This is a genomic window from Streptomyces sp. NPDC097107 (assembly GCF_044762405.1).
Classification (GTDB): Bacteria; Actinomycetota; Actinomycetes; order Streptomycetales; family Streptomycetaceae; genus Streptomyces; species Streptomyces thinghirensis.
In genome coordinates, this window is record NZ_JBIWEF010000010.1 from 158,206 (window position 1) to 179,836 (window position 21,631).

Here is a 21,631-nt window from a genome sequence, read left to right on the forward strand (position 1 = left end):
CGGCGCTAGGTTGGTCTCCTGATCACCCACGCCAACCCCTAGGAGACCTCGCCGTGTCGGACACCAACTCCCAGCTCGCCGCCAGCGCGGAGATACGGGCCCGGATCGACACCGCCGCACCGCACTCGGCCCGCTTCTGGAACTACTTCGTCGGCGGCAAGGACAACTACGAGGTCGACCGGGAGATCGGGGACCAGATCAAGGAGATCTTCCCCGGCCTCGTCGACGTGGCCCTCACCAGCCGGCTCTTCCTGGGCCGCGCCGTCCGCCACCTGATCCGGGAGGAGGGGATCCGGCAGTTCCTGGACATCGGCACCGGCCTCCCCACCGCCGACAACACCCACGAAGTGGCCCAGCGCGTGGCTCCCGACGCGCGCATCGTGTACGTCGACAACGACCCGATCGTGCTGACGCACGCCAACGCGCTGCTCACCAGCACCCCCGAGGGCAGCACCGCCTACCTGGACGCCGACCTGTACGACCCCGACACGGTCCTGGAAGCCGCCGCCGGCACTCTCGACTTCTCCCGGCCGATCGCCCTGATCATCCTCAACACCCTCGGCCACGTCGCCGACCACGACCAGGCGCGCGACCTGGTGCGCCGCCTGATGGCAGGGCTCCCGGCGGGCAGCTTCCTGGTGATCAGCGACAGCACCGCCACGAGCGAGGGCATGATCGCCGCCTCCGACGCGTACAACGCCAGTGGTGCGACGCCGTACTACGTGCGCAGCGTCGAGGAGATCGCCGGGTTCTTCGAAGGGCTGGAACTGGTCGCCCCCGGCATCACCCAGGTCCCGTCCTGGCGCCCGGACACCCCGACCGGCCCGTCCGCCGCCTCCGTCGACGCCTACTGCGGGGTGGGACGCAAGCCGTGACCCGCGGCGCGGCTCCGTCCGGTGAGTCTCCCGGCGTACGGCCGCCTCCGGGATGTCCGGCCGGTGCCCGTGCTCTCCGGGTCCTGCCCCCACGCCGCCCTGCCCCCACGCCGCCCTGCCGGCTCGCCCGGTCGGCGGGCGAGCCGGCCCGCCGTTCAGCCGGCGTGCAGCAGGACCGGGAGCCGCTGGTGACCGTTGCTGATCAGGGAGGGCACGGGCGGCAGTTCCTCCGCCGGGTCGGCGAGGCGGATGTCGGGGAAGCGGCCGAACAGGCTCTCCAGCGCGAGGGTCACCTCCATGCGGGCCAGCGGCGCGCCCAGGCAGAAGTGGACGCCGTGGCCGAAGGCGAGGTGCTCCTTGACCGTGCGTGTCGCGTCGAAGGTGTCGGCGTCCGGGTGCCAGTCCGGGTGGCGGTTGGCGGCGGCGTACGAGGCGAGGATGGCCTCTCCCCGGGCGATGGTCCGTCCGTCCGGCAGGGGGATGTCCGTGACCGCGAACCGCAGCGGCAGATGCTTGACCGCCGGTTCGTGGCGCAGCGTCTCCTCGACGACGTCCCCCCAGCCGACCTCGCCCTTGCGGACCAGCGCCAGCTGGTCGGGACGGGTCAGCAGGGTGTGCGTGGCCTGGTCGATGACGTTGACGGTGGTCTCGTACCCGGCGCTGATCATCAGCAGCAGGGTGTCGCGCAGTTCCTCCGGGGAGAGGCGGGCGCCGTCCCCCTCGTCGTCCCGCGCGGCGATGAGCAGGGACGTCATGTCGTCGCCCGGGGTGGCGCGTTTGGTGGCGATGAGCTGGTCCAGGACCTCGTACAGGCGCACGGTGTTGGCCTGTGCCTCGGCCTGGTCCAGGGTGGTGTCGAAGACGCCGTCCACGAGGGCCCGGAAGCTTTCCCGCCGGTCCTCCGGCACCCCCATGAGGTGACCGATCACCGCGATGGGCAGCGGGTAGGCCAGCTCCTGCCGCAGATCGACCGGTTCGCCGGCGGGAAGGTCCGCGAGCCGGTCGACGAGCCGGGTCACCATCTCCTCGACGGCCGGCCGCATCTCGGCGATGCGCCGGGCGCTGAAGGCGGGCGCCACCAGCCGGCGCAGCTTGCGGTGGTCGGGCCCGTACGCGGTGAACATGTTCTCCACCGCCACCCACAGGGCGAGCGGCCAGGTGCCGACCACCTCGCCGAAGGCCGGCCAGTGCGCCCGGGCGTCCTTGGAGACGTCGGGGCTGGTGAGCAGCTGTTTGAGGAGGGCCGGGTCGCTGACCGACCAGGCCTGGACGCCGAGGACGTCCACCCGGGTGGCGGGGCCGCCCTCCTGTAGGGCGCGGTGCTCGGCGTGGTGGTCGGCGCCGGTGGGGTCGAGGACGAGGGCGGGCTGCTGGGTCGCCATGGCCTGGCTCCTTAGGGTGCGGCGTGGTGTGCGGCTTGGTGAGCGGCTTGCTGCGCGGCGGGGAAGGTGACGGGCAGGGATTCCAGGGCGCGGTGGAACGGGCCGGGACGCCACGTCAGCTCGGCGAGGGGGCGGGCGAGGTCGGTCTCCGGCAGCGCGTCCAGGAGGTGGGTGACCGCGGTCTCGGCGATGAGGTAGGCGTGCGAGCGGGCGGGGCAGGCATGCGGGCCGATGCTCCAGGCCAGGTGGGCGCGGTTGCCGGTGTGGCGGCCCTCGGGCACACCGTCGGTGAGGGCCGGGTCGTTGTTCGCCGCCGCCATCGAGATCACGACCGGCTGGTCGGCCGGGAGCAGCACCCCTTCCACGTCGATGGGGTAAGGGGGATACGAGATGCAGTAGTTCGCCATCGGCGGGTCGGTGTAGAGGACGGCGTCGAGCGCGTCGCGCACCGTGGACAGCCCGGCGTGCAGGTCAGCGGAGAACTCCTCGTCGGTGAGGATCTTCAGGATCGTGTTGCTGATCAGGTTGGTCAGCGGCTCGATCCCGGCGCCGTAGAGCGTGACGAGCTGGTGGCCCATCTCCTCGTCGCTCAGTTCGGCGGGATGGAGGGCCAGGCGGGAGGTGATGTCGTCACCGGGGTGGAGGCGGCGCAGGGTCACGAGGTCGGACACGGCCTGGGCGAGGATCCGGTTGCCCTGCTCGGCGTTGGTGGTGTCGAAGATCTTCGCCATACCGTCGGCGATGCGCTGCCCGATCTCGTCGGGGCAGCCGAGCAGCGCGCTCAGCACGCGGAAGGCGATGGGGAACGAGTACTGGGTGAGCAGGTCCGCCGAGCCCGCGGTGCGGAACTCGTCGATGGCGCCGGAGGCGACCTTCTCCACCAGGGCCCGCAGTCCGTGCTGGTCGACCCGGTCGATGGCCTGGGTGTTCGCGGAACGGTAGCGGGCGTGCTCGGCACCGCCCGAGCGCAGCGCGTTGGGCCGCCACTCCATCATCGGCCGCACCGGGCAGGTCGCCGGGATCAGCTTCTCCCACGCACGGGGGTCGGCCGGGAAGTGCAGCGGGTCGTTGAGGATGCGGCGGGCCTGGTAGTAGCCGATCACCAGGGTCGCGGGGACGCCGGGCGCCAGCTCGACCGGGACGAGCGGACCGTGGACGCGCCGCATGCGCCGGTAGGCGGCGTGCGGGTCGGCGGCGAACTCCGGTGCGTACAGGGCGACACGGCCCGGCGGGCCGGCCGGCTCGGGCTCGGCGGAAGGCAACGTCATCGGCGGGACTCCAGGAGGGCGGCTGAACGGTGCTCGGAGAGGTACTCCGTGAGCGTGATCAGGGCGTGCAGGGAGGACGTGCGGTCGCGGGCGTCGCAGTACGTCAGAGGTGTGGCGGGTTCGAGGGCCAGCGCCTCGCGCAGCTCGGCCTCGGGGTAGACGGGGGCGCCGGGAAAGGTGTTGATGGCGACGGCGTACGGAATGCCCGCGCCGTCCAGCAGACCGAGGGCGTCGTGGGAGGCGTCGAGGTCGCGGGTGTCGGCCAGGACGAGACAGCCGAGGGCGCCCAGGGCCAGGTCCTCCCACAGCGGCTGGAAACGGGACTGCCCCGGCAGCCCGAACAGATACAGCGCGATCCGGCCGTCGGCCATGTGGATGCGGCCGAAGTCCATCGCCACGGTGGTCGTCGTCTTGTGCGGGGTGCCGCGCAGGTCGTCCACACCGTCGCTGGCCTGCGTGATCGGCTCCTCCATCCGCAGCGGCCGTACTTCCGAGACGCTGCCGATGTACGTCGTCTTCCCGACGCCGAAGCCCCCCGCGACCACGATCTTGGCCGACCGCGTCACCGTGGCCGGGACGTAGGTGACGGACGGGTCGGACCGGTCAGACCATGGAGCGAAGTCCACGGAGCACCTCCTGCAGCAGGTCGAAGTCGGGCTGGTCGTCGGCGGCGGCGACCGGGCTGGACAGGTGGCCGGAGTCCATCAGCGAGGAGACGAGGATGCGCACCGTGGAGGGCGGCAGCTCCAGCGCGGCGGCGATGTCGGCGACGGCCAGGCCGCCCTGGGAACCGGCGAACAGCCGCATCACCCGGCGGGCGTCCGGGGGGAGGGTGTCCGTGGGGCCGGTCGCGGCGATGACCACGCTCTCCAGGCGCACGTCCTCGCGCGCGTGGACCTGGCCTCCGGTGCGGACATAGGGCCTGACCAAGTCGGGGTCACGCCGCGGCCCCGTCATGCCGGCGAGCCGCCTTCCGCGACCGGCAAGCGCTCCTCGGTGACCAGTTCGTGGCCCACCCGGGTGGCGAGCCGCACCATGTGGTGGGAGATCAGCCCGACGTCCGCGTCAGGACCGGTCGTGCACACCGACAGCATGGTGTTCTTCGCGGCGGTGGTCGTCAGGCCGATGCAGCCGACCGACTCGATCAGCAGCTGGCGCATCCCCGCACCGCCGGTGAACTCGTCCCAGGCCTTGCCCGCCGCGCGCAGTGCGGCCGTCAGCGCGGCGAACTTCTCCCCGTCGTCCTGGCCGATCGTCGCCGTACGGGCCTTCAGCAGCCCGTCACTGCTCATCAGCACGGCGTACCGGACGCCCTCGACGCTGCCGAGTTCCTGGTCCAGCAGCCAGCCCAGGCTGTTGGTGTGTGTGTCTTGCACGATCAGTGTCCTTCGTCGTCGGCGGCGTCGTGGGTGGCGTCGGCGGTGGGCCCGGTCGTCCGTCCCGGGCCGGGGCCGGTGGAGGCAGGTGCGGGCTCTTCCTCCCGGCCGCGGCGGGTGCCGGCCGCCCAGGCCGCGGCGACGGCGGGGCGGCCGGGCCCGGTGGCGTCGGGGGCGGCAGGGCGTCGCGCGGCGGCGGGCGCGGTGGTGCGTCGGCGGACGGTCAGACCGCTGGCGGTGGTGGAGGGGGTGGCCGCGGCGGCTGTGGGCGCGCCGGTGGCCGCGGCGGCCGAGGGAGGCTCGGCCGGACCGGACTCGGGTACGGGAGGCTCCGCGGCGAGAGCCGCCGCGGGGGCGGTCGCCGGAGCGGTCGCCGGGGTCGGCGACACGCGGTCGGCGACCGGGGCCGTCGGCGCGTGGGCGGCGCCGGCCGCGAGGTCGGGCGCGGCCACCGGGGGAGCGAGGGGCGCGGCGGAGGGAGCGGCCACCGGGGGAGCGAGGGGCGCGGCGGCGGGCGTGGTGGCGGGCGTGGTGGCCGGCCGGGGCGCCGGCTGGACCGCCGCCGGGTCGACGAGCAGGTTCTTCGGCAGGACGACCATGGCCCGGGTTCCCTGGTAGATGTTCGGCGCGGTCAGCTCGACACGGAAGCCGTAGTTCTCCGCCAGCAGGGACGCCACGCGCAGCCCGGTCTGGGGGTGGGCGCCCAGGCGCGTGATGTCGTCGCGCTGTTCGCCGGACATCACGTCGCTGGCCCACAGCAGCCGCTCGTCGTCCATGCGCAGTCCGGCGTCGTCCACGATCAGGAAGCAGGCGTGGTGCCCCTGTTCCAGCGAGACGTGGACACTGGCGGCGGGCGGCGAGTAACGCAGCGCGTTGTCCAGCAGTACGGCGAGCGCGTGCACGACCGCCTCCACGGCGCGGCCCTCGACCGCCACGGACCCCATCTCGGGGTGCTTGATCCGCTCGTACCCCTCGATCCGGCCCATGGCCGCGCGCACGATGTCGGTCAGCGGGGTGGCGGGCCAGCGCCGGGACAGCTTGTCCCCGGCGAGCACGGAGTACCCCGACGCCGTGAGCAGCATCTGCTGCGCGAGGTGGTCGATCTCCACCAGCGTCGCGTACGCCTCGTCCGAGATGTGCCGCCGTACGCCCTGGCTGACGGCCCTGCCCAGCCTCGCCGACCGGGCCACGATGTTGTTGGCGAAGCCGCGCACGGCGGCCCGCGCCACGCCGACGGAATCGCGCCGCACCTGTGCGATCTGCCGCTCGGCGTCCTGCCGCACCTGGTCGGCGGCGTGGGCCGCGGCCCGTTCGGCGGCCGCCCGCTCCCACGTCCGTACGTCCCCCACCACCGAGGCCACCGCGCCCGGTAGGGCACGCAGCCGCTCGGCGAGCGGTGTCCCGTCGAGCGGTGCCGGTACGAGCAGCCCGCTCTCGGGACCCGCACCGCCGTGCCCGTCCTTCGCCGCCGCGGGAATCACGGTGGCCGCGAGGTGCCCCACGCACTGCTCGGCCGCGACGAGTTGCAGGGTCAGCCGGTCGGCGTGCTCGCGCAGCAGCTCGGCCCGGTGCCGGGCCTGGGCGCCTTTGCGCCGGAAGTACCACGCGGCCCCGACTCCGGCCACCGCCAGCACGGCGGTGGCGGTCACTATCAGTTCAGTCATCAGGTCCTCACGGATCGGAAGCCGTCGGTGTGGGGAAGTGGGCCGAGGGCGCAGAGGGGCCGGGGAGGCGGTGGGGCCGCGGACGGTGGTGTGGGCGGCGACGCGTGCGGACCGCGGCAGGCCGGAACGGCCCGGCGGCGGCGAGGCGCACGACATGGACCTCCAAGGAACATGCAAGGGCCGGTACGAGCAGGGGGGCGACGACGACGCGGACCCGGAACGGAAGACAGGACCGCGCACCCGTACCACCTCGAACTGCTGAACCCGCGACCGGCGTTCGACGTACGGGAAGGGACCATACCGTTTGCGCTCACACCTTGTGTCAGCACCGTGACTACGAGCCGGAACCGCCGGAGGTTTGACGCGAAAAATGCCCCGATGGCAGTCGAACGTCTTTGGCTGAAAAGGGCGTTCACCCTGTGAGTGGCGTGCTGGTAGGTCGGTCGGCGCGGTCTCGTCGGACCGGCTCAGGCGGGTACCGGCTCGGGATCGATACCGTCGAAGGGCGGATACGTCCGGCTGCTCATGCGCTCGGCCGCGGCGATGTACCCGGCGAGAACATCGCGGGACTGGGCGAGCCCGGCCATCCGGTCGTCCAGTTGCCGCAGCCGGAGCGTGTACACGCGCAGGTCGTGATCGGAAGGTGGTGTGCGGCCGTTTTCGATGCGGCTGCACTTGCTTTCATGCCAGCCCGCCCTGGCGGCAAGCTCGCGCGCGGTCAGACCCGAGTCCCTCCGGATCTCGCGCAGTCGCTTGCCCAGGGCCGCTCGGGCCTGCTGGATGCTGGATGAGGAAGACATGAAGCGTGGCAGGTGGGCCGTGTCAGGTCGGCTGGTACTCCTCATGGGGGACGCCCCGCTCCCAGACGGCAGCGAACGCTGAGGAGCACAGACTGACGACGGTCTGTTCCGTCACTAGCTCCTCACCCGTCATCGTCCCGTCCCCGGCGAAGTGGTTGAACAGGGCGGAGGTGCCGTCGAAGAGCCAGAAGTCGTTCCCCGGCAGCGCGAGGCCCGAGGCCCGCCTGCGGGGCAGCCAGCGCACGTCTTCACCGGCCTTGACGTTGTGCCCGCCGGTCAGCTCGTACTCGTAGCGAGCGTAGGGGGACAGGGGTTCGGAGACGATGCGAGCGCGGTGCACCGCGACTCCCTGGGACACGGCGGAGGAGACCAGCTCGATCCACCAGGGCCAGCGCTCCGCCGGGTCGAACCGGTGGCCTGCGGACCACGCGCGGTAGTCCTCATCGAGGCCGTAGGCGTCGCGCATCTAGGTGGTACGCACTGTGCTGGGCGGAGCGGAAGAGTTCCTCAAACGTCGGCTGCGGCATCTCCGCTCACCTCCGGGAAGAACTGCATCATCCGCTTGGGAAACTCGATCACCGTCTCGTGGCCGGGGATGTCCAGCTGAGCCAGGCGCTCGGCGTCTGTGACCCGCCAGCCTTGCAGGATGTAGTTCCCGGTCTCGTCGTCCAGGTACACGGTCGGAGAGCCGTTGTTGGGACTCTCCGGATCCTTGCCCAGGCGGTGCAGAGCCATGGTGTCCTCCAGTGCCGGTGATGACGGGCGGCTTGGCCAGGTTTGCGCAGGCGTAGTCCTGGGTGCCAGCTACTTGCACGAACTTCTACGGGGCCCGGTCCGCCCGTGGCTTCCCGGCTCAGGCGCCTTGCTGCAACGCGTCGACGAACCGCCGCCAGGCCTCGGTACCCACGGAGAGGACGGAGCCGCCGCTGCGTTTCGAGTCACGTATCAGTGTTCGGTGCGGGGCGTAGGCGCATTCGACGCACTCGGTGGTGTTGCCACCGCTGTACGACGACTTGAACCAGACGGCGGCGGAGTCAGATCTGGGACCGAGTGACATTCACAGCTCCTTGCGGACGAGGTGGATCAGGGCGGAGGAAGCCTCCATATCCAACGCTTGTGCGCGGAGGTACTCGAACGCAAGTCTGTAACGCTCAAGTTCCTCGTCCCTCTCCAGGAAGAGCGAGCCGGTGTGGAAGTCGACGTACACGACATCGAGTGCTGCCTCGGTGCCACCGATGATCACGAAGCTGCCGAGGGCCGCGGAGTGGGCTCCCTTGGAGAAGGGCAGTACCTGAAGTGTGATGTGCGGAGACTCGTTCGCTTCGAGCAGTCGGCCGAGTTGTTCCTTCATGGTCTCCGGGGACCCGACGACCCGGCGGATCACGGACTCGTCGAGGATGGCCCACAGACGCGGCGGCTTCGGCCGGCTGAGGATCTCTTGCCGCTTCATGCGGATGTCCACCAGCCGTTCGATCTCAGCCGACTCCAGGGGAACCTCGTTCGCCTTCTGCAGAGCGGTGCTGTAGGCGCGCGTCTGCAGGAGGCCAGGAACGTAGACACAGGAGAAGTGATCCTCCCGTACGGCCTCATCCTCCAGCGTCAGCAGAAGGTTCATGCTCTCTGGGATGGAGTCGGCGAACGAACTCCACCAACCCTGCTGTTTGGCGTCCTTGGCCAGTCGAACGACAGCTTCGCGCTCGGCGTCGGCAGCTCCGTAAGCGCGGCATAGTGCATCGATCACGATCCACTTCACCGGTCCCGCCTGCGTCTCGTAGCGGCTCACCGTGGCCTTGGAGACCCCGACAAGCCGGCCTGCCTCTTCCAAGGTCAGGCCTTTGCCGGCCCGCAACTTCCGCAGCGTCGAGCCGAGTTGGCGGCGGCGAGTGGTGGCCCTCACGGTCATGCGGACTTCCTCCTGCGCGTGCACCGGGCGGTCGCTCCGGGCCTGATCAGGCTAGGCAGCGAGGAGGCCTCCCACCATCAGATTCACTCGATGGATTCTCTGAGAAGTTACACAGTGAGACTTCTCTGTGTCATTGTCCTTCGGGAACCGCTACGCAATGCAGCCGGACGGACACGGCGGGCGCAGCATACGCGTGGCTTGGGAGGGAGGAGTTCGCATGCCCATCTACGAGGTCAGGGAACACCAACACCGAACAGTTCTGCCCTTCACTGCGGCGCCGGCCGAGGTGCGGCTACTGCGACAGGCGACTACGGCTCAGTTGGGGCAGTGGGGCGTGCCTCATGCCATGGAGAAAACGGAGCTGGTGGTCACGGAGCTCGCCACGAATGTCATCAAACACGTGGGTGAAGGCACGTCCGCCACACTGGTCTTGGAGTGGGGCGGCGAGCGGCTGCGTGTAGAAGTGCACGACAAGAGCTACTCCACTCCCTCCCTCTCAGCAGTCGGCTGCGACGATGAATGCGGGCGTGGCCTGCACCTGCTCGCCGCCGTGACGGCGGACTGGGGGACGGTTTTGACGGCCGCCGGAAAGTCGGTGTGGTGCGAGATCGCACTCGGGCCCGAGCAGGTTTGCCAGCGGCTCGAACGGGCTGCCGCGGCTCTGCAGAGCTACCGCCCTGGGAGCGGCACTGCTCTTGAAGGGCGACTGCGAGACACCGCCCTCAAGGAGTCCGCGGTTGAGCTGATCGCTGACTTGCTTCACTGGACGGCTTCCTGCGGCTTCGATCCAGACGACGTCCTGGACCAGGCCCAGTTGCACTTCGAAGCCGAGCCGGGCGTTGCCGCCTGAGTTCAAACCCGCTCGCGGTCTGCTTCGGAGCGGCACCGGCGAGGCTGGCCCGCAGTTATCTCGGTGGCCTGGGCCCTTCTGCCCGGGAGAGAGCCGACCCAGGATGGGCGGCGGCCGTGCGCAGAAGCGTCTCCGCGTCCGCGACGGCTTGTTGTTCGTGCAGTATCAATGCAGCCCGCATCACGTCCTGGTCGTTGCGGTCGCGCGCGTAGATGTGCACGAGGTTGTCGGCCAGGCCGTCCTGCCCCTGTGTCCGCAACAGAGCCACTAGCAAGGCCACTTCCATGGGTGAGTAGGCCTCTGCGGTATGCCGGAGGAGTGCGAGGGTGCTGTCCGGCCGGCCGCTGCGGAGCAGCTCTTCAGCGCGGTGGCCGACGTGGCGAGATGTCAAGGCTGCGTTCTTGCTCTGTTGCCGGTCCCCTTGTCGGCGGGGGACCGGCAACAGAGCCGAGGCGCGTGCCGCTTCCTCGACCTTTTGCGGGCCGGCTTCCCTCGCCGGTCTCAGATGAGCGGCCCTCATTCGCTGCGTCTCCTGCTTCAGTGCGGCGGCGCGCTGGCGGAGTTCCCTGAGTTCGCGGGCTCGTTCTGCCGTTGACCGTTTGAGTTGTTCGTGGGTTCCCTGCAAAGCCCGGAGTCTCTGGGCAGCGGCACGTGCCGCCTCTCTGTTCCGCTGGCAGTTGCCGCATCGTTCCTGCTCGGCTCGCGTGCGTAATTCCAGCAGTTCTTCCCTTGTGAGGCCGAGGGTTTGGCCGCCTCCGGCATCCCGGCAAGCGGTGTCGAAGATGAAGGCAGCCACACCGTCTGGCGGGATGCGTTGCCCTCGTAGGTATCGGGTCAGCGCGGTCTCGCTGATGTTCAGGTACTCAGCGGCCTGGGCCTGCGTCGGATGAGTCTGCGTCCCCCCGTCAGCGGTCGTGATGACCAGCTGGCGGCAGATCTCTTGCAGGGCTGTGACGAGCTGCCGCCTGTCCGGCAGGACATCCTCGTCGAGTTCCTTCTCCGTCCACGCGAACGGGCGGCGACTGCTGCTGCGCGCTGACATGGTGACAAACCTCCGCATATCCGGCAGAACTGGCATTCATGTCGCCAGCCATCGACGTTGCTCGTCATTGTGCCGGAGGGGAACGGGCCGCCACCTGGCGGTTTTTGCTTTCTCTCTTGCCAGTTGGTGCGCAAGTTCCATCGAGAGGGTTCAAAGCACTTTCGATGTGCCACGATTTAAGAGCCAGCCGCCAGTGGTGCTGGGGGTGGTGCGAGTCTCACATTCGCAGATGGCGTCACTTATATGCCATTTCGTCTAATTTGCGACAGAGCGCCTCATTGCGTGGGAGGGGACCCATCATGACGTTGCCGTCTTGGCAGGAGACCAGTGTCGGAAACCACAAGTTGGGCAGCAAGGCGCGTGCGGCGCTGTGGCTGATTCAGGAGGTCGGGGAGGGGAACATCTTCACTGTGGCCAAGCTGCGCGAGGCTTTCCCGGAGGTCGCGCAGATTGACCGGCGTATGCGTGATCTCAGGGACCACGGCTGGGAGATCTTGACTAGCCGAGAGGACCCTGAGCTGCTGCAGCAGGAGCGCCGGTTCGTGTCACGCGGCAAGGATGTCTGGATTCCCGGTCAGGCGAAGGCACCCAGCCACAAGGCCAGCATCACCAGCGCTCAGCGGGCGAGGGTGATGCAGGCCGACGGTCACCTGTGTCGCACGTGTGGCATCGGCGTTGCCGAGTCCTACGAGGACGGTGTCGAACAGTCGGCGCTCAACATCGCCCGGCGGCAGGTCACGCTTCCTGACGGCAGTCTCACGCACCAGTTGATCACGGAGTGCAAGCGGTGCGGGCGAGGGAGTGTCGACCGTTCCGTGGATCTGCCGGCCGTGCTCTCCCGTATCGAGTCACTGGCTCCCCTTGAGCGGAGCGTGCTGAGCGGATGGGTGAGGAACGATCAGCGCACTTACAGCTCGCTGGAGGTGCTGTGGGGCATGTACCGGACCCTGCCGGAAAACTCCCGTAAGGCTGTGGCCGACGCTCTTGACGGTACGGACGACTGAGACAGGACGGGATGACGATGATGCGCGAGTTTCCGGCCCCGCCGCGGGCGGCCGAGTTCAGCGAGCTGATCAGCAAGAAGGTAGAGGAGGTCAAGACGTCTGGCGGTACCCGGGAGACCGTGACCGTCGACTGGAACGGGCAGCAGGCCCATGTCGAAGTGGTCGACCTGCCGCTCAGCAGCCTCTTCTTCAACCCCAGTACCCACCGCATCCGGGCTCAGCGCAGCCACGACGCCGAGCGGGACGCGGCGTTGGACAAGGACCCCTGGAGCGCGGAGAGCCAGGACTACCTCGGGTTCCTGCTCAAGGCGGACCCCGAGAACACGAATGTGCGGGACAAGGACTTCGATGTCCTGAAGGACAGCCTGGACCAGTTCGGGCAGAACGACCCTGGGCTGGTGACCCGGCACGGGGTGCTCGTCAACGGCAACACCCGGGCCGCCGCGCTTCGCGAACTCGGCGCGCAGTCGATGCGCGTGGGCGTGCTGCCGGCGTCGTTCACGTGGGCCGACATCAACGCCGTCGAGCTGTCCCTGCAGTTGCGCAAGGACCACCGGCGTGACTACTCCTATATCAACCGCCTCATCGCCATGGAAGAGCAGGCGGCGCTGGGCCGGACGCCTGAGCAGATCGCCAAGGACTTCCGGATTCAGGTGCGCACCTACCACCAGGAGCGGTGGATCCTCAGCACGATCCGCGAGCTGAACGAGCGCAGTCGCACCGGCGGCGGCAACGGACTGCGCTTGGTGGACTGGGAGGGCGCGCAGGAGCGGCTCAAGGAGCTCCACCGGCTGTACGTGAAGCTGGAAACAGTGGACCGTGACCAGGCCGAGGTTCTGAAGGAGCTGCGCCTGGCTGCGATCCTGCTCGACTTCTCCAAGACCGATGTCCGTCACATCAATGAGGACTTCCTAAAGGCGGGGCTTGAGCAGCAGTTGCCCATGGGGGGTACGACGGCCGCGCAGCCGCAGTCGGTGTCCATCCCCGGTCTGGGCCTGGAGGTGCCCGCCGCCTCCTCCGCTGTCGCGGAAGCCCGGGCGATGAACGACGAGATTCTCCGCACCGCCGCCGTAGTGAGGAACGAAGCTTCGGACCTCGGTGACGAGCGGAAGGCCGCCGCGCAGGACACCTGGGACAGCACCAAGAAGGCGTTCGACGAGGCGATCGAGGCGGCGGGCCGCAGCGCCCGGCTCCGCAAGCGCAAGCAGCTTGCCCCGGCCCGGCTGGCGGAGGCCTGCGCGAGTATCGACCAGTGCGTGAACGACCTGGTGCAGGCACGTACCTCCCGCAGCCTGGACGAGGAGGCGTTCGATGACGCTGTGGTCAAGTTGCGGGGCAGCTTGCTTAAGCTCGCGCAGCAGGCTGGCCGCGGGCTGCCGCAGCCGGGAGACGGCGTTTCCTGGCTACTGGACGCGGTTGCGGCGGAGGGCCCCCGGTGACCAATTCCGCTAGCGATAAGTCGCTGCGCCTCGGGTTCGATGAGACCCGTACTCGGGTGGTACTGCGAACCACGGAATCGTTCCAGCAGGAACTCGTACAGCTGGCCGCCCGCTTTCGTACCGGCGGCCAGCTTGGCCCGCTGAGTGCTTCGGTCTCCCTGGACGAGCTGCTTGCGGACCTCGGCCTGCTCGGTACCTGGTCAGACCCCGCCGGTGTGGAGTGGGCGGACGACCTTCGGGACCTGGTATCCGGAGTGGTCCAGGATGCCCACACCGTGCAGCAGCGGCTCGCTGGGCGGCAGACGGCCGGCGAGGTCGCGTCCGATGACGTGCCCGCGCTTCTCGGTGATAGCTGGAAGGGCGAACTCAGCGAGTTCCAGCGCCGAGACATCGCGAAGCTCCTGTCGCTTCAGCACGGCGCCAACTTCAGCGTTCCCGGCGCCGGCAAGACCCGGGTCGCGCTCGCTGTGTACGCGGCCCAGAAGGCGGCCGGCCGGGTGAGCCGACTGCTGGTCGTGTGCCCTAAGTCGGCCTACGAGTCGTGGCGCTTCGAGACCGCAGAGTGTCTGATCCATCCGCTGCGCGTCAACGTCCTGGACGGGTCGCTGGATCAGTGGGCTGAGGTGCTTGTGGTGAACTACGAGCGTCTCGACCGGTCACTGCCCATGCTGGCTGGATGGCTCAAGTCGGCTCCCTCCATGATCATCCTTGACGAGGCGCACCGGATGAAACTGGGTGCCCGGGGAACCTACGGGGCGGCCTGCATGGCGCTGGGGCCTCTGGCCGCACGCCGACTGATCCTGACCGGTACGCCGGCTCCGAACGGTTCACGGGACCTGGAGAATCTCCTGGGTTTCGTCTGGCCCGGCCACGGCCAGCGCACAGTGGTCCAGGCAGTTGCTGGAGGAGATCTCGCGCACGCCAGTGCTGTCCTCCGGCCGCTGTTCACACGCACGACGAAACACGAACTCGGCCTGCCTCCCGTGCAGCTGGGACTGCGCTTCGTTGACATGCCGCCGCTGCATGACGAGATCTACACGGCAATCGTGGGCGGCGAGAAGAGCGGCGCCGCGCGCGAGGACTTGAGTTCCCTCGGAAGGACGGCACTCCGCCTCCTCATGGCTGCCACGAGCCCCGCCCTTCTCATGGAAGGAGGCAGCCGCTACGAGCCACTCGCGTATCAGCTGCCGCCGCTGGAGATTCCCGAGGGAGGTTCGCTGTACTCACTCATGCAGAATCTTCCCGACTACGAGCTTTCGCCCAAGTACAAGGAAGCCGTGGCGATCATCGCGGAGAATGCTGCGCGGGGCCGGAAGACGCTGGTGTGGACGACGTTCGTCAGGAGCCTTACCACGCTGGAGCACATGCTGGAGAAGTACAGCCCGGCTGTCGTCTACGGCGGTACGCCTGACCGCGAGGAGCAGATTCGGCGGTTCCGGGAAGACCCGGCGTGCATGGTGCTCATCTCGAACCCGGCCACTCTGGGCGAGGGAATCAGCCTGCACCACGTTTGCCATGACGCGGTCTATGTGGACCGTGACTTCATGGCGGGTCGGTTCCTCCAGAGCCTGGACCGCATCCACCGTCTCGGGCTCGCCCCTGACACGGAGACCCGGGTGACAGTCTTGGCGGTGCGGAATTCAGTCGACGAGGTTGTGGCCGCGAGCCTGGAACGAAAGCTGGAGTTCATGGGGCGCATCCTGGACGACCCCACCGTGCAGCAGCTCGCCGATCTGGAGGAGGAGCCTTCGGTGGCGGCTGGTCTCGCATCGAGTGACATTGAGGCGCTGCTGAGTCACATGGGAGGTCTCTAGGACTGGCTGTGTGCTGTGAGGCCGACGGGACTACCCTCTGCGGTGTGTCCCCCGAAGCCGAATGGGAGGCCCCGGAAGGTTCCTGGGCTTCCTCCGCAGCTCGCCGCCGCAACATGCAGGCGATCCGCAGCCGTGACACGAAGCCGGAGATCCTGATCCGGCGGCTCGTGCATGCCACAGGGCTGCGGTACAGGGTGGCTGCCCGCCCTGAACCGGACCTTCGCCGGACGGCCGACATGGTCTTCCGTTCGGCGAAAGTCGCGGTATTCGTTGATGGCTGCTATTGGCACGGCTGCCCTGAACATTATGTCCCGCCAAAAACTAATTCTGGTTACTGGTCAGAAAAAGTCGTCCGCAATGTGAAGCGAGACCGGGACACTGACGAAAGGTTGCGGGAAGCCGGTTGGCTGGTGCTCCGCTTCTGGGAGCATGAGCCGTCAGACGCCTGTGCCGACAAAATCGCCGTGACGGTCTTGACTCGGCGTACGGGCGGAGCGGCTTGCGGTGACTGAGATTTCCAGTTGCTGCGGAATGTTCTCGACGGGACTCGCGCCTGCTGGCTCCATCTCATACTCCCTGGTGAGAACGTCCCCATATTCAGGGAGCAGGACTGCGGCGATAGCGCGTCCTACTGCCTCGGCTACCGGCGGCGGGAAGGCGTTCCCGACCTGACGGTATTGGGCGGTCTTCCGTCCTTGGAACTTCCACTCTTCAGGGAAACCCTGGATGACCGCCGCCTGAGTGACAGTGAGCATAGGACCGGCGGGGCGGAACAGGTCGCGTTCCGGATCGCAGTTTTTCGGGTCGTTGGCGATGCCCATTCCATCGACCCCGAGTTCCGCCCATGCGCGCTTGGCGCGAGTAGGCCCAAGGTCAGCGCCGCCATGTTTTCTAGAGCCACCTACGAGTGTCGGGGCAACGGTCTTGCCTGCCGCTGAGGCCTGGGTGACCCGCCGCTTCCAGTCCTCGAACACGGTCCTTCCGGACCGCTCGCCAGGGCGGGCAGGTTCGCCATCCGCGTTCTTGTCCCAGAAGGCTTTGCAGCGTGCGAGCATGCTCTTCTCAAGCTTCTCGAAAACGGTGACTTCGCCACCTTTGATTCCAGTCGGCCACTGAAATCCTGCGTTTCCCGGCCTTACTGCAGAGCGATGAATTGCCACCAGGATTGCCCGCGGGCGGAGCTGTGGTACTCCGAAGTGCTTTGCGTCAAGTCGTCGCCAGACTTTTCGCATAACTACGTCCTGAGCGCTCGCTGACTGGCTCTGATCAATGTCAGGAACTAGGTACCCGAGGTCACGCAGGGTGTCAAGGATTGAATTTCTGTACTCAATGAATACTTCCGGAGGTTCGAGGATTCCTCGGACATTCTCGATCATCACCGCTTTTGGCCGGAGAACCTCGATGATGTCCAACGCGGCTGGGAAGAGGTCGCGCTCATCGTCCGGGCCAAGGCGGTGTCCGGCCAAGGAGAATGGCGGACACGGCACACCACCGGCGAGCAAGTCGAGTTCACCTGGCTCAAGGCCGAGATTTTTTCTGACCTCGGAATCCAGGAAATCCTTGACATCCATAGGGCGGATTTCCTCAGCCTTGCGCTGATCCCAGCCGGGCCAGCCGCCCACGTTCGTCCGCAACGTGGCTGCGGCGTGCGAGTCCCACTCGACGAGAGCACGGTGATCGAAACCGGCGTTGTGCAATCCGACGGCTTGCCCCCCGGCGCCCGCGCAGATCTCGATCGAGGTCAATGGCGAGGCGAACCGCGGTCGCGTCTGGCCGCTGCGGGGCATGCCGCTCCTCCTGAAGGTGGTCGTTCGGGGAGAGGCGATGGTCACGTGCGAGCCTCTCGACATCAAGAGTCTCGCACTTTTGGTGGGCCACTGAGGCATCACGCGTGAGGTGAGGCGTGAGAGCACGGGACCTGCAGTTCCCGGTGATCATCGGCGTTCGCGGACCAATGCTGCCGTCAGGTTCTGTGCCACTTTTCGCAGCCGGTACCCGGCGGAGGGGCGAAGGCGCGGACGGTGGCCGCCCCCGATCAGTCCTTCGCCCCGTTCGTCAGGAAGCTCTCCAGGCCGTCCAGGAGCATGCCGCTGCCCTGTTCCGCCATGTCGCGGGCCTCTGCCGTGTCGCAGGTCTGGCGGAGGGTGATCACGGTGTTGCGCGGGCCCTCCTGCTCGGTGAGTTCGACGGTCATCGTCTCGGGAGTGGAGCGGCCCGGGACGTCCATGCCGACGACCAGGTGGGTGGGCTCGTCCACCTCCACGTAGGTGCCGGTCAGGGGGAACTCGGCGCCGTCGGGGGTGACCATCGTGGCCTTCCAGGCGCCGCCCGGGCGGACGTCCAGTTCGACGGAGCCGGGGGCGGCGTGGGCCCACTGGGCGTACTGGTCGGGGGTGGTCCAGGCCTGCCAGACCCGCGCCGCGGGGGCGTCCAGGGTGCGGGTCAGGGCGTAGGAGAAGCCGTTCGCCGCCGCGTTCGTCTGCTCGGTGCTCATGTCGTCCTGTCTCCTTCGATCGAGGGCGGAGGGGTGAGGGGTGACGGGGATCGACGCCTTGCGGTTGTGATGCGGTCGCAAGGCATTCGACGCACCTGTAGACGTGCGGCGGGGCGAAAACTCATCGGTCCGTTGCGGCGGGACCTCCGAGGCCGTGTGCGGCGGGACCTCCGAGGCCGTGGCACTGCGCGTACGGCTGTTCCGAGCCGCACCAGCACGCCGCTCCGCGCTGCGGAGGCCACGCCACCGCGCGGCCCCGGGCCGCCAGCGTCGTCGCGTACTGGGGGAGAAGGGCCGGGTCGGCCGGGGAGACGCCCTCCGAGGCCGCGAAGGCCTCGTACGACGGGACCGTGCCCCGGACCACGCCCAGGTTCGGGGTGCCGGACGACGCCAGCTCGCGCAGTGCGGACTCTATGGTCGCCAGGTGGTCGTCGTAGGAGGGGTACTCGGAGGCCAGCGGCGGGTACGCGTCGAGCAGTTCCGTCAGTTCGCCGGCCGGCCAGTGGAGCATGGCCACCGGGAAGGGGCGGGACAGGGCCTCGCGGTAGGCGCCCAGTTCGGCGCGGAGGCGGGAGATCTCCGCCTCCAGGTCCGCCGGGTCGTCCGAGCCGAGGGACCAGACGCGCTTCGGGTCGTGCAGCTCGTCCAGGGAGACCGGCATGGAGTGCAGGGTGTCGGCCAGGGCGTCCCAGTCGTCGTGGGGCAGGCCCAGCATCCTGCGGACCCGGTGGCGGCCATAGAGGAGGGGATGGGTCGAGTACGGGGGTTCCGCCACGTCCGTCAGGAGCAGGCGGGCGCCCTCCGTGAACGTCTCGTGCGCCGCCTCCAGCTCGTCGTGCGCCTCCAGGGCCTCGGCGACGATCACCCAGGGGGCCGGGTCGCGCGGTGACGCCGCGCGGACGCCGTCGATGATCGCCCTGGCCTCCGCCTCGTGGTCGTACTCCCACAGGTTCGAAGCCTTGAGAGCACGGACCAGGGACGGGTTCTCCAGACCGGAGGGGCCGGTGTCGGAGGGCGTCAGCAGGCGGTCGTAGAGCTTGGTCGCGGCGGGGCGGTCGCCGGACAGTTCCAGGTGGGCCGCGGCGCGCAGGAGCAGGGCCTCGGCGTCCTCGGGGTAGAGGCCGGCGGTCCGCTCCAGGCGTGCCGCTTCGGCGGTGTGGTCGACGTTTTCGGCGGGCGTGTCGGGGCGCATGGTGGACACCGTACTGCCGAGAGGTGACGAAGGTGAGCTCCCCGCCGGGCGGAGGTTCCGGGCCGCTGAGCGGGCACTGCGTGGTCCTCGCACCCGGTCGTGTGCCGTACCGGGCAGCGGGCGGCTCCTGTATAACTGGGGCAAACGCGCGTACGAGAGGGGAGTGGCCGATGACCCGCGACCGGGCCACCGCCCCACGTCCCCTGGACATTCCCCCGCGCATGCCGCGCTTCGTGCGCACCCTGCGGTCCGTGCTCGTACTGCTTCTCGTACTCCTCCCCGTCGCGCTCGTCGACGTCGGCAGCCTCTCCGCCACCGTCGCGCTCGCCGCGACCGCCGCGGTCGGCTCCGCGCTCGCCGTCTGCGCCGTCATCGCCGCCCGCTGCGCGCCCGCCGTGCCGCCCACCCGGGTGCGAACGGCCATCAGGGACCGGGACCTGCGTACGGCGTTCCTGCCCCAACGCGATCCCGACGCCCGCGGCCGCCGCCGGCCCCGAGCACCCGGGTACGCCCTCCCGGCGACCACCGCGTAGGGCACGTACCACTACTTCCGTACCTGGCCCCGCGCCGGTCATGTCGTCATGCCGCCATCACCTTCACCCGGCACGCACGACGAGACCCCCGGAGGGCTCACCCATCCATGTCCGTTTTCGCCAGCCTGGTCGAGCACCTCGCCGACCTGCTCCAGCCGCTGTTCGGCGCGTCCGCCGCGGCCGCCGCCATCGTCCTGTTCACCGCCCTCGTACGGCTCCTCGTCCACCCGCTGTCCCGGGCCGCCGCCCGCGGGCAGAAGGCGCGTACCCGGTTGCAGCCGAGGATCGCCGAACTGCGCCGCAAGCACGCCAACAACCCCGAGAAACTCCAGCGGGCCGTGCTCGAACTGCACGCCGAGGAGAAGGTGTCGCCGCTGTCGGGGTGCCTGCCCAGCCTGTGCCAGATCCCGGCGTTCTTCCTCCTCTACCACCTGTTCTCAAGCTCCACGATCGGCGGGCGGGCCAACGAACTGCTCTCGCACCAGCTCCTCGCCGCCCCGCTCGGCAGGCGGTGGGCGGACGCGCTCGGTGACGGCGGGCCGGTCGGGGGCGCGGGGCTCGTGTACGTCGCGCTGTTCGCGTTCGTCACCGGGGTCGCCGTCTTCAGCTACCGGCTCACCAAGCGGACGATGGCCGAGCAGCCGATGCTGCCGGCCGGTGTCGGCCGCGGGGGCGGTGCCGGTGTCGGCCGCGGTGGTGGCGGTGGTGACGGGGAGCAGGTGCCGGGGCTCGGCGCGATCACCAAGGTCATGCCGTTCATGTCCTTCTTCACGCTCGTCACGGTCGCGGTGGTGCCGCTGGCCGCCGCGCTGTACGTCGTCACCAGTACGACGTGGAGTGCCGTGGAGCGGGCCGTTCTGTACCGCTGACGCCGCCGCGGGCGGGCGGCGCGGGACGCGCCGTACGGCATGGCTACGGCGTGGCTACGGTCCAGTACGTGAACGGGGTATTGCGGAGCGGACCCCGACCTTGGAGGATCGACCAGTCCTCCGATGGTTGTCGCGTTACTGCCGCACCCAGGTCGCACCTCATCGGGCGGGCTGCCCGAGACCGAGGAGTTGGGGATCATGAAGCTGTTGCGAGTCGGTACGGCGGGGTCGGAGCGACCCGCGCTGCTCGGCGCCGACGGGACCCTGCGAGACCTGTCGGGCGTGGTGTCGGACATCGACGGAGCGCTGCTCGGCGACGACGCCGCGCTCGGCCGGATACGGACCGCCGCCGAGGCCGGTGAGCTGCCCGCCCTGGACGGCACGGGGCTGCGCGTCGGACCGCCCGTGGGGCACATCGGCAAAATCGTGTGCATCGGGCTGAACTACCACGACCACGCCCGCGAGACCGGGGCCGAGCCGCCCGCCGAGCCCGTCGTCTTCTTCAAGGCGCCGGACACGGTGGTCGGGCCGGACGACACCGTGCTCGTACCGCGCGGCTCCGTCAAGACCGACTGGGAGGTGGAGCTGGCGGTCGTGATCGGGCGTACGGCCCGCTACCTGGAGTCGGCGGAGGAAGGGCTCGCCTGCGTCGCCGGGTACACCGTCTCGCACGACGTGTCCGAGCGGGAGTTCCAGATCGAGCGGGGCGGGACCTGGGACAAGGGCAAGAACTGCGAGACGTTCAACCCGCTGGGCCCGTGGCTGGTGACCGCCGACGAGGTGCCCGACCCGCAGCGGCTGCCGCTGCGGCTGTGGGTCAACGGGGAGCTGAAGCAGGACGGGACGACGGCGGACCAGATCTTCCCCGTGGGGGAGGTCGTGCGGTACGTCAGCCAGTTCATGGTGCTGCGTCCCGGTGACGTCATCAACACCGGGACGCCGGCGGGGGTGGCGATGGGGCACCCCGAACCGAAGCCGTACCTGCGGGCCGGGGACGTGGTCGAGCTGGAGGTCGAGGGGCTCGGTCGGCAGCGGCAGGAACTGAAGAACGGGTAGCGCTCCGCCGGGGGCGCCGGGACTGGGGTGCGTCGTTGGCCGCGGGCTGTGTGCGGCTTGTCGCGCCCGC

Annotated in this window: 24 protein-coding genes; 9 read left to right on the forward strand and 15 right to left on the reverse strand. The window is 69.1% G+C overall.

The features are described from left to right. The first annotated feature begins 53 nt into the window (after positions 1-53). Positions 54-875 carry an SAM-dependent methyltransferase gene (locus tag ACIQ1J_RS24360; RefSeq protein ID WP_403559951.1) on the forward strand — a complete coding sequence of 274 codons (822 nt, stop codon included), beginning with the start codon at positions 54-56 and terminating at the stop codon, positions 873-875. 155 nt (positions 876-1,030) lie between these two features. Here the strand turns inward: ACIQ1J_RS24360 and ACIQ1J_RS24365 are convergent, their stop codons facing one another. The 11 genes from ACIQ1J_RS24365 to ACIQ1J_RS24415 all read right to left on the reverse strand — a co-directional run bounded on the left by ACIQ1J_RS24365 (position 1,031) and on the right by ACIQ1J_RS24415 (position 9,268). Further along, the gene (locus tag ACIQ1J_RS24365; RefSeq protein WP_403559953.1) at positions 1,031-2,257 is read right to left on the reverse strand and encodes a cytochrome P450; all 1,227 of its coding nucleotides are present in this window, start codon (positions 2,255-2,257) and stop codon (positions 1,031-1,033) included. 11 nt (positions 2,258-2,268) lie between these two features. Beyond that, a complete protein-coding gene (locus tag ACIQ1J_RS24370; RefSeq protein WP_403559955.1) occupies positions 2,269-3,525 on the reverse strand; it encodes a cytochrome P450 in 1,257 nt (418 codons plus the stop codon). Continuing rightward, a complete protein-coding gene (locus tag ACIQ1J_RS24375) occupies positions 3,522-4,151 on the reverse strand; it encodes an ATP/GTP-binding protein (protein WP_374196399.1) in 630 nt (209 codons plus the stop codon). The genes ACIQ1J_RS24370 and ACIQ1J_RS24375 overlap by 4 nt, the downstream gene beginning before the upstream one ends. Next, entirely contained in the window at positions 4,129-4,482 is a 354-nt protein-coding gene (locus tag ACIQ1J_RS24380) for a DUF742 domain-containing protein (protein WP_403559958.1), read from the reverse strand. The genes ACIQ1J_RS24375 and ACIQ1J_RS24380 overlap by 23 nt, the downstream gene beginning before the upstream one ends. Further along, a complete protein-coding gene (locus tag ACIQ1J_RS24385; RefSeq protein WP_210960685.1) occupies positions 4,479-4,901 on the reverse strand; it encodes a roadblock/LC7 domain-containing protein in 423 nt (140 codons plus the stop codon). Before ACIQ1J_RS24385 ends, ACIQ1J_RS24380 begins: the two co-directional genes overlap by 4 nt. A gap of 2 nt (positions 4,902-4,903) precedes the next feature. Beyond that, the gene (locus ACIQ1J_RS24390; protein WP_403559961.1) at positions 4,904-6,565 is read right to left on the reverse strand and encodes an ATP-binding protein; all 1,662 of its coding nucleotides are present in this window, start codon (positions 6,563-6,565) and stop codon (positions 4,904-4,906) included. A 467-nt stretch (positions 6,566-7,032) separates the two neighbouring features. Beyond that, positions 7,033-7,365 carry a helix-turn-helix domain-containing protein gene (locus ACIQ1J_RS24395; protein WP_403559963.1) on the reverse strand — a complete coding sequence of 111 codons (333 nt, stop codon included), beginning with the start codon at positions 7,363-7,365 and terminating at the stop codon, positions 7,033-7,035. Between the two features lie 22 nt (positions 7,366-7,387). Next, positions 7,388-7,831, reverse strand: coding sequence for a DUF6879 family protein (locus ACIQ1J_RS24400; protein ID WP_403559965.1), 444 nt, complete (start codon positions 7,829-7,831; stop codon positions 7,388-7,390). A 41-nt stretch (positions 7,832-7,872) separates the two neighbouring features. Next, positions 7,873-8,100, reverse strand: a complete 228-nt coding sequence (locus ACIQ1J_RS24405; protein WP_403559967.1) for a hypothetical protein — start codon at positions 8,098-8,100, stop codon at positions 7,873-7,875. A gap of 118 nt (positions 8,101-8,218) precedes the next feature. Continuing rightward, a complete protein-coding gene (locus tag ACIQ1J_RS24410) occupies positions 8,219-8,422 on the reverse strand; it encodes a DUF397 domain-containing protein (protein ID WP_403559969.1) in 204 nt (67 codons plus the stop codon). Then, complete coding sequence (locus ACIQ1J_RS24415; protein ID WP_403559971.1) at positions 8,423-9,268, reverse strand: helix-turn-helix domain-containing protein; 846 nt, start codon at positions 9,266-9,268, stop codon at positions 8,423-8,425. It abuts the gene before it with no gap. Between the two features lie 217 nt (positions 9,269-9,485). Here ACIQ1J_RS24415 and ACIQ1J_RS24420 point away from each other — a divergent pair, with 217 nt between their 5' ends. Continuing rightward, on the forward strand, positions 9,486-10,118 hold the full coding sequence (locus ACIQ1J_RS24420) for an ATP-binding protein (RefSeq protein WP_403559973.1): 633 nt from the start codon (positions 9,486-9,488) through the stop codon (positions 10,116-10,118). 55 nt (positions 10,119-10,173) lie between these two features. Here ACIQ1J_RS24420 and ACIQ1J_RS24425 read toward each other — a convergent pair whose 3' ends face one another. Continuing rightward, positions 10,174-11,160, reverse strand: a complete 987-nt coding sequence (locus ACIQ1J_RS24425; protein ID WP_403559975.1) for a hypothetical protein — start codon at positions 11,158-11,160, stop codon at positions 10,174-10,176. A 299-nt stretch (positions 11,161-11,459) separates the two neighbouring features. Here ACIQ1J_RS24425 and ACIQ1J_RS24430 point away from each other — a divergent pair, with 299 nt between their 5' ends. From ACIQ1J_RS24430 to ACIQ1J_RS24445, 4 genes are read left to right on the forward strand one after another with little or no spacing between them, the layout of a single operon-like run. Then, positions 11,460-12,164: a hypothetical protein gene (locus ACIQ1J_RS24430; RefSeq protein WP_403559977.1), complete on the forward strand. Its 705-nt coding sequence runs from the start codon at positions 11,460-11,462 to the stop codon at positions 12,162-12,164. 11 nt (positions 12,165-12,175) lie between these two features. Next, positions 12,176-13,603, forward strand: coding sequence for a hypothetical protein (locus tag ACIQ1J_RS24435; RefSeq protein WP_403559979.1), 1,428 nt, complete (start codon positions 12,176-12,178; stop codon positions 13,601-13,603). Beyond that, a complete protein-coding gene (locus ACIQ1J_RS24440) occupies positions 13,600-15,417 on the forward strand; it encodes a DEAD/DEAH box helicase (protein ID WP_403559981.1) in 1,818 nt (605 codons plus the stop codon). The genes ACIQ1J_RS24435 and ACIQ1J_RS24440 overlap by 4 nt, the downstream gene beginning before the upstream one ends. Before the next feature lie 44 nt (positions 15,418-15,461). After that, complete coding sequence (locus tag ACIQ1J_RS24445; protein ID WP_403559983.1) at positions 15,462-15,929, forward strand: very short patch repair endonuclease; 468 nt, start codon at positions 15,462-15,464, stop codon at positions 15,927-15,929. On the opposite strand, the gene ACIQ1J_RS24450 is transcribed toward ACIQ1J_RS24445, so the two are convergent. The 3 genes from ACIQ1J_RS24450 to ACIQ1J_RS24460 all read right to left on the reverse strand — a co-directional run bounded on the left by ACIQ1J_RS24450 (position 15,855) and on the right by ACIQ1J_RS24460 (position 19,103). Then, positions 15,855-17,204 carry a DNA cytosine methyltransferase gene (locus tag ACIQ1J_RS24450; protein ID WP_403559985.1) on the reverse strand — a complete coding sequence of 450 codons (1,350 nt, stop codon included), beginning with the start codon at positions 17,202-17,204 and terminating at the stop codon, positions 15,855-15,857. The genes ACIQ1J_RS24445 and ACIQ1J_RS24450 overlap by 75 nt on opposite strands. A 248-nt stretch (positions 17,205-17,452) precedes the next feature. Continuing rightward, complete coding sequence (locus ACIQ1J_RS24455) at positions 17,453-17,911, reverse strand: SRPBCC domain-containing protein (protein WP_403559987.1); 459 nt, start codon at positions 17,909-17,911, stop codon at positions 17,453-17,455. Between the two features lie 121 nt (positions 17,912-18,032). Beyond that, positions 18,033-19,103: an SEC-C domain-containing protein gene (locus tag ACIQ1J_RS24460; protein WP_403559989.1), complete on the reverse strand. Its 1,071-nt coding sequence runs from the start codon at positions 19,101-19,103 to the stop codon at positions 18,033-18,035. Positions 19,104-19,324: 221 nt separating this feature from the next. Here ACIQ1J_RS24460 and ACIQ1J_RS24465 point away from each other — a divergent pair, with 221 nt between their 5' ends. The 3 genes from ACIQ1J_RS24465 to ACIQ1J_RS24475 all read left to right on the forward strand — a co-directional run bounded on the left by ACIQ1J_RS24465 (position 19,325) and on the right by ACIQ1J_RS24475 (position 21,561). Beyond that, positions 19,325-19,636 (forward strand): DUF6412 domain-containing protein, encoded by a 312-nt coding sequence (locus tag ACIQ1J_RS24465; protein ID WP_403560232.1) that lies wholly within the window; start codon positions 19,325-19,327, stop codon positions 19,634-19,636. Between the two features lie 107 nt (positions 19,637-19,743). Next, entirely contained in the window at positions 19,744-20,505 is a 762-nt protein-coding gene (locus ACIQ1J_RS24470; RefSeq protein ID WP_403559991.1) for a YidC/Oxa1 family membrane protein insertase, read from the forward strand. A gap of 198 nt (positions 20,506-20,703) precedes the next feature. After that, the gene (locus tag ACIQ1J_RS24475) at positions 20,704-21,561 is read left to right on the forward strand and encodes a fumarylacetoacetate hydrolase family protein (RefSeq protein WP_403559993.1); all 858 of its coding nucleotides are present in this window, start codon (positions 20,704-20,706) and stop codon (positions 21,559-21,561) included. The last annotated feature ends 70 nt before the right edge of the window (positions 21,562-21,631 follow it).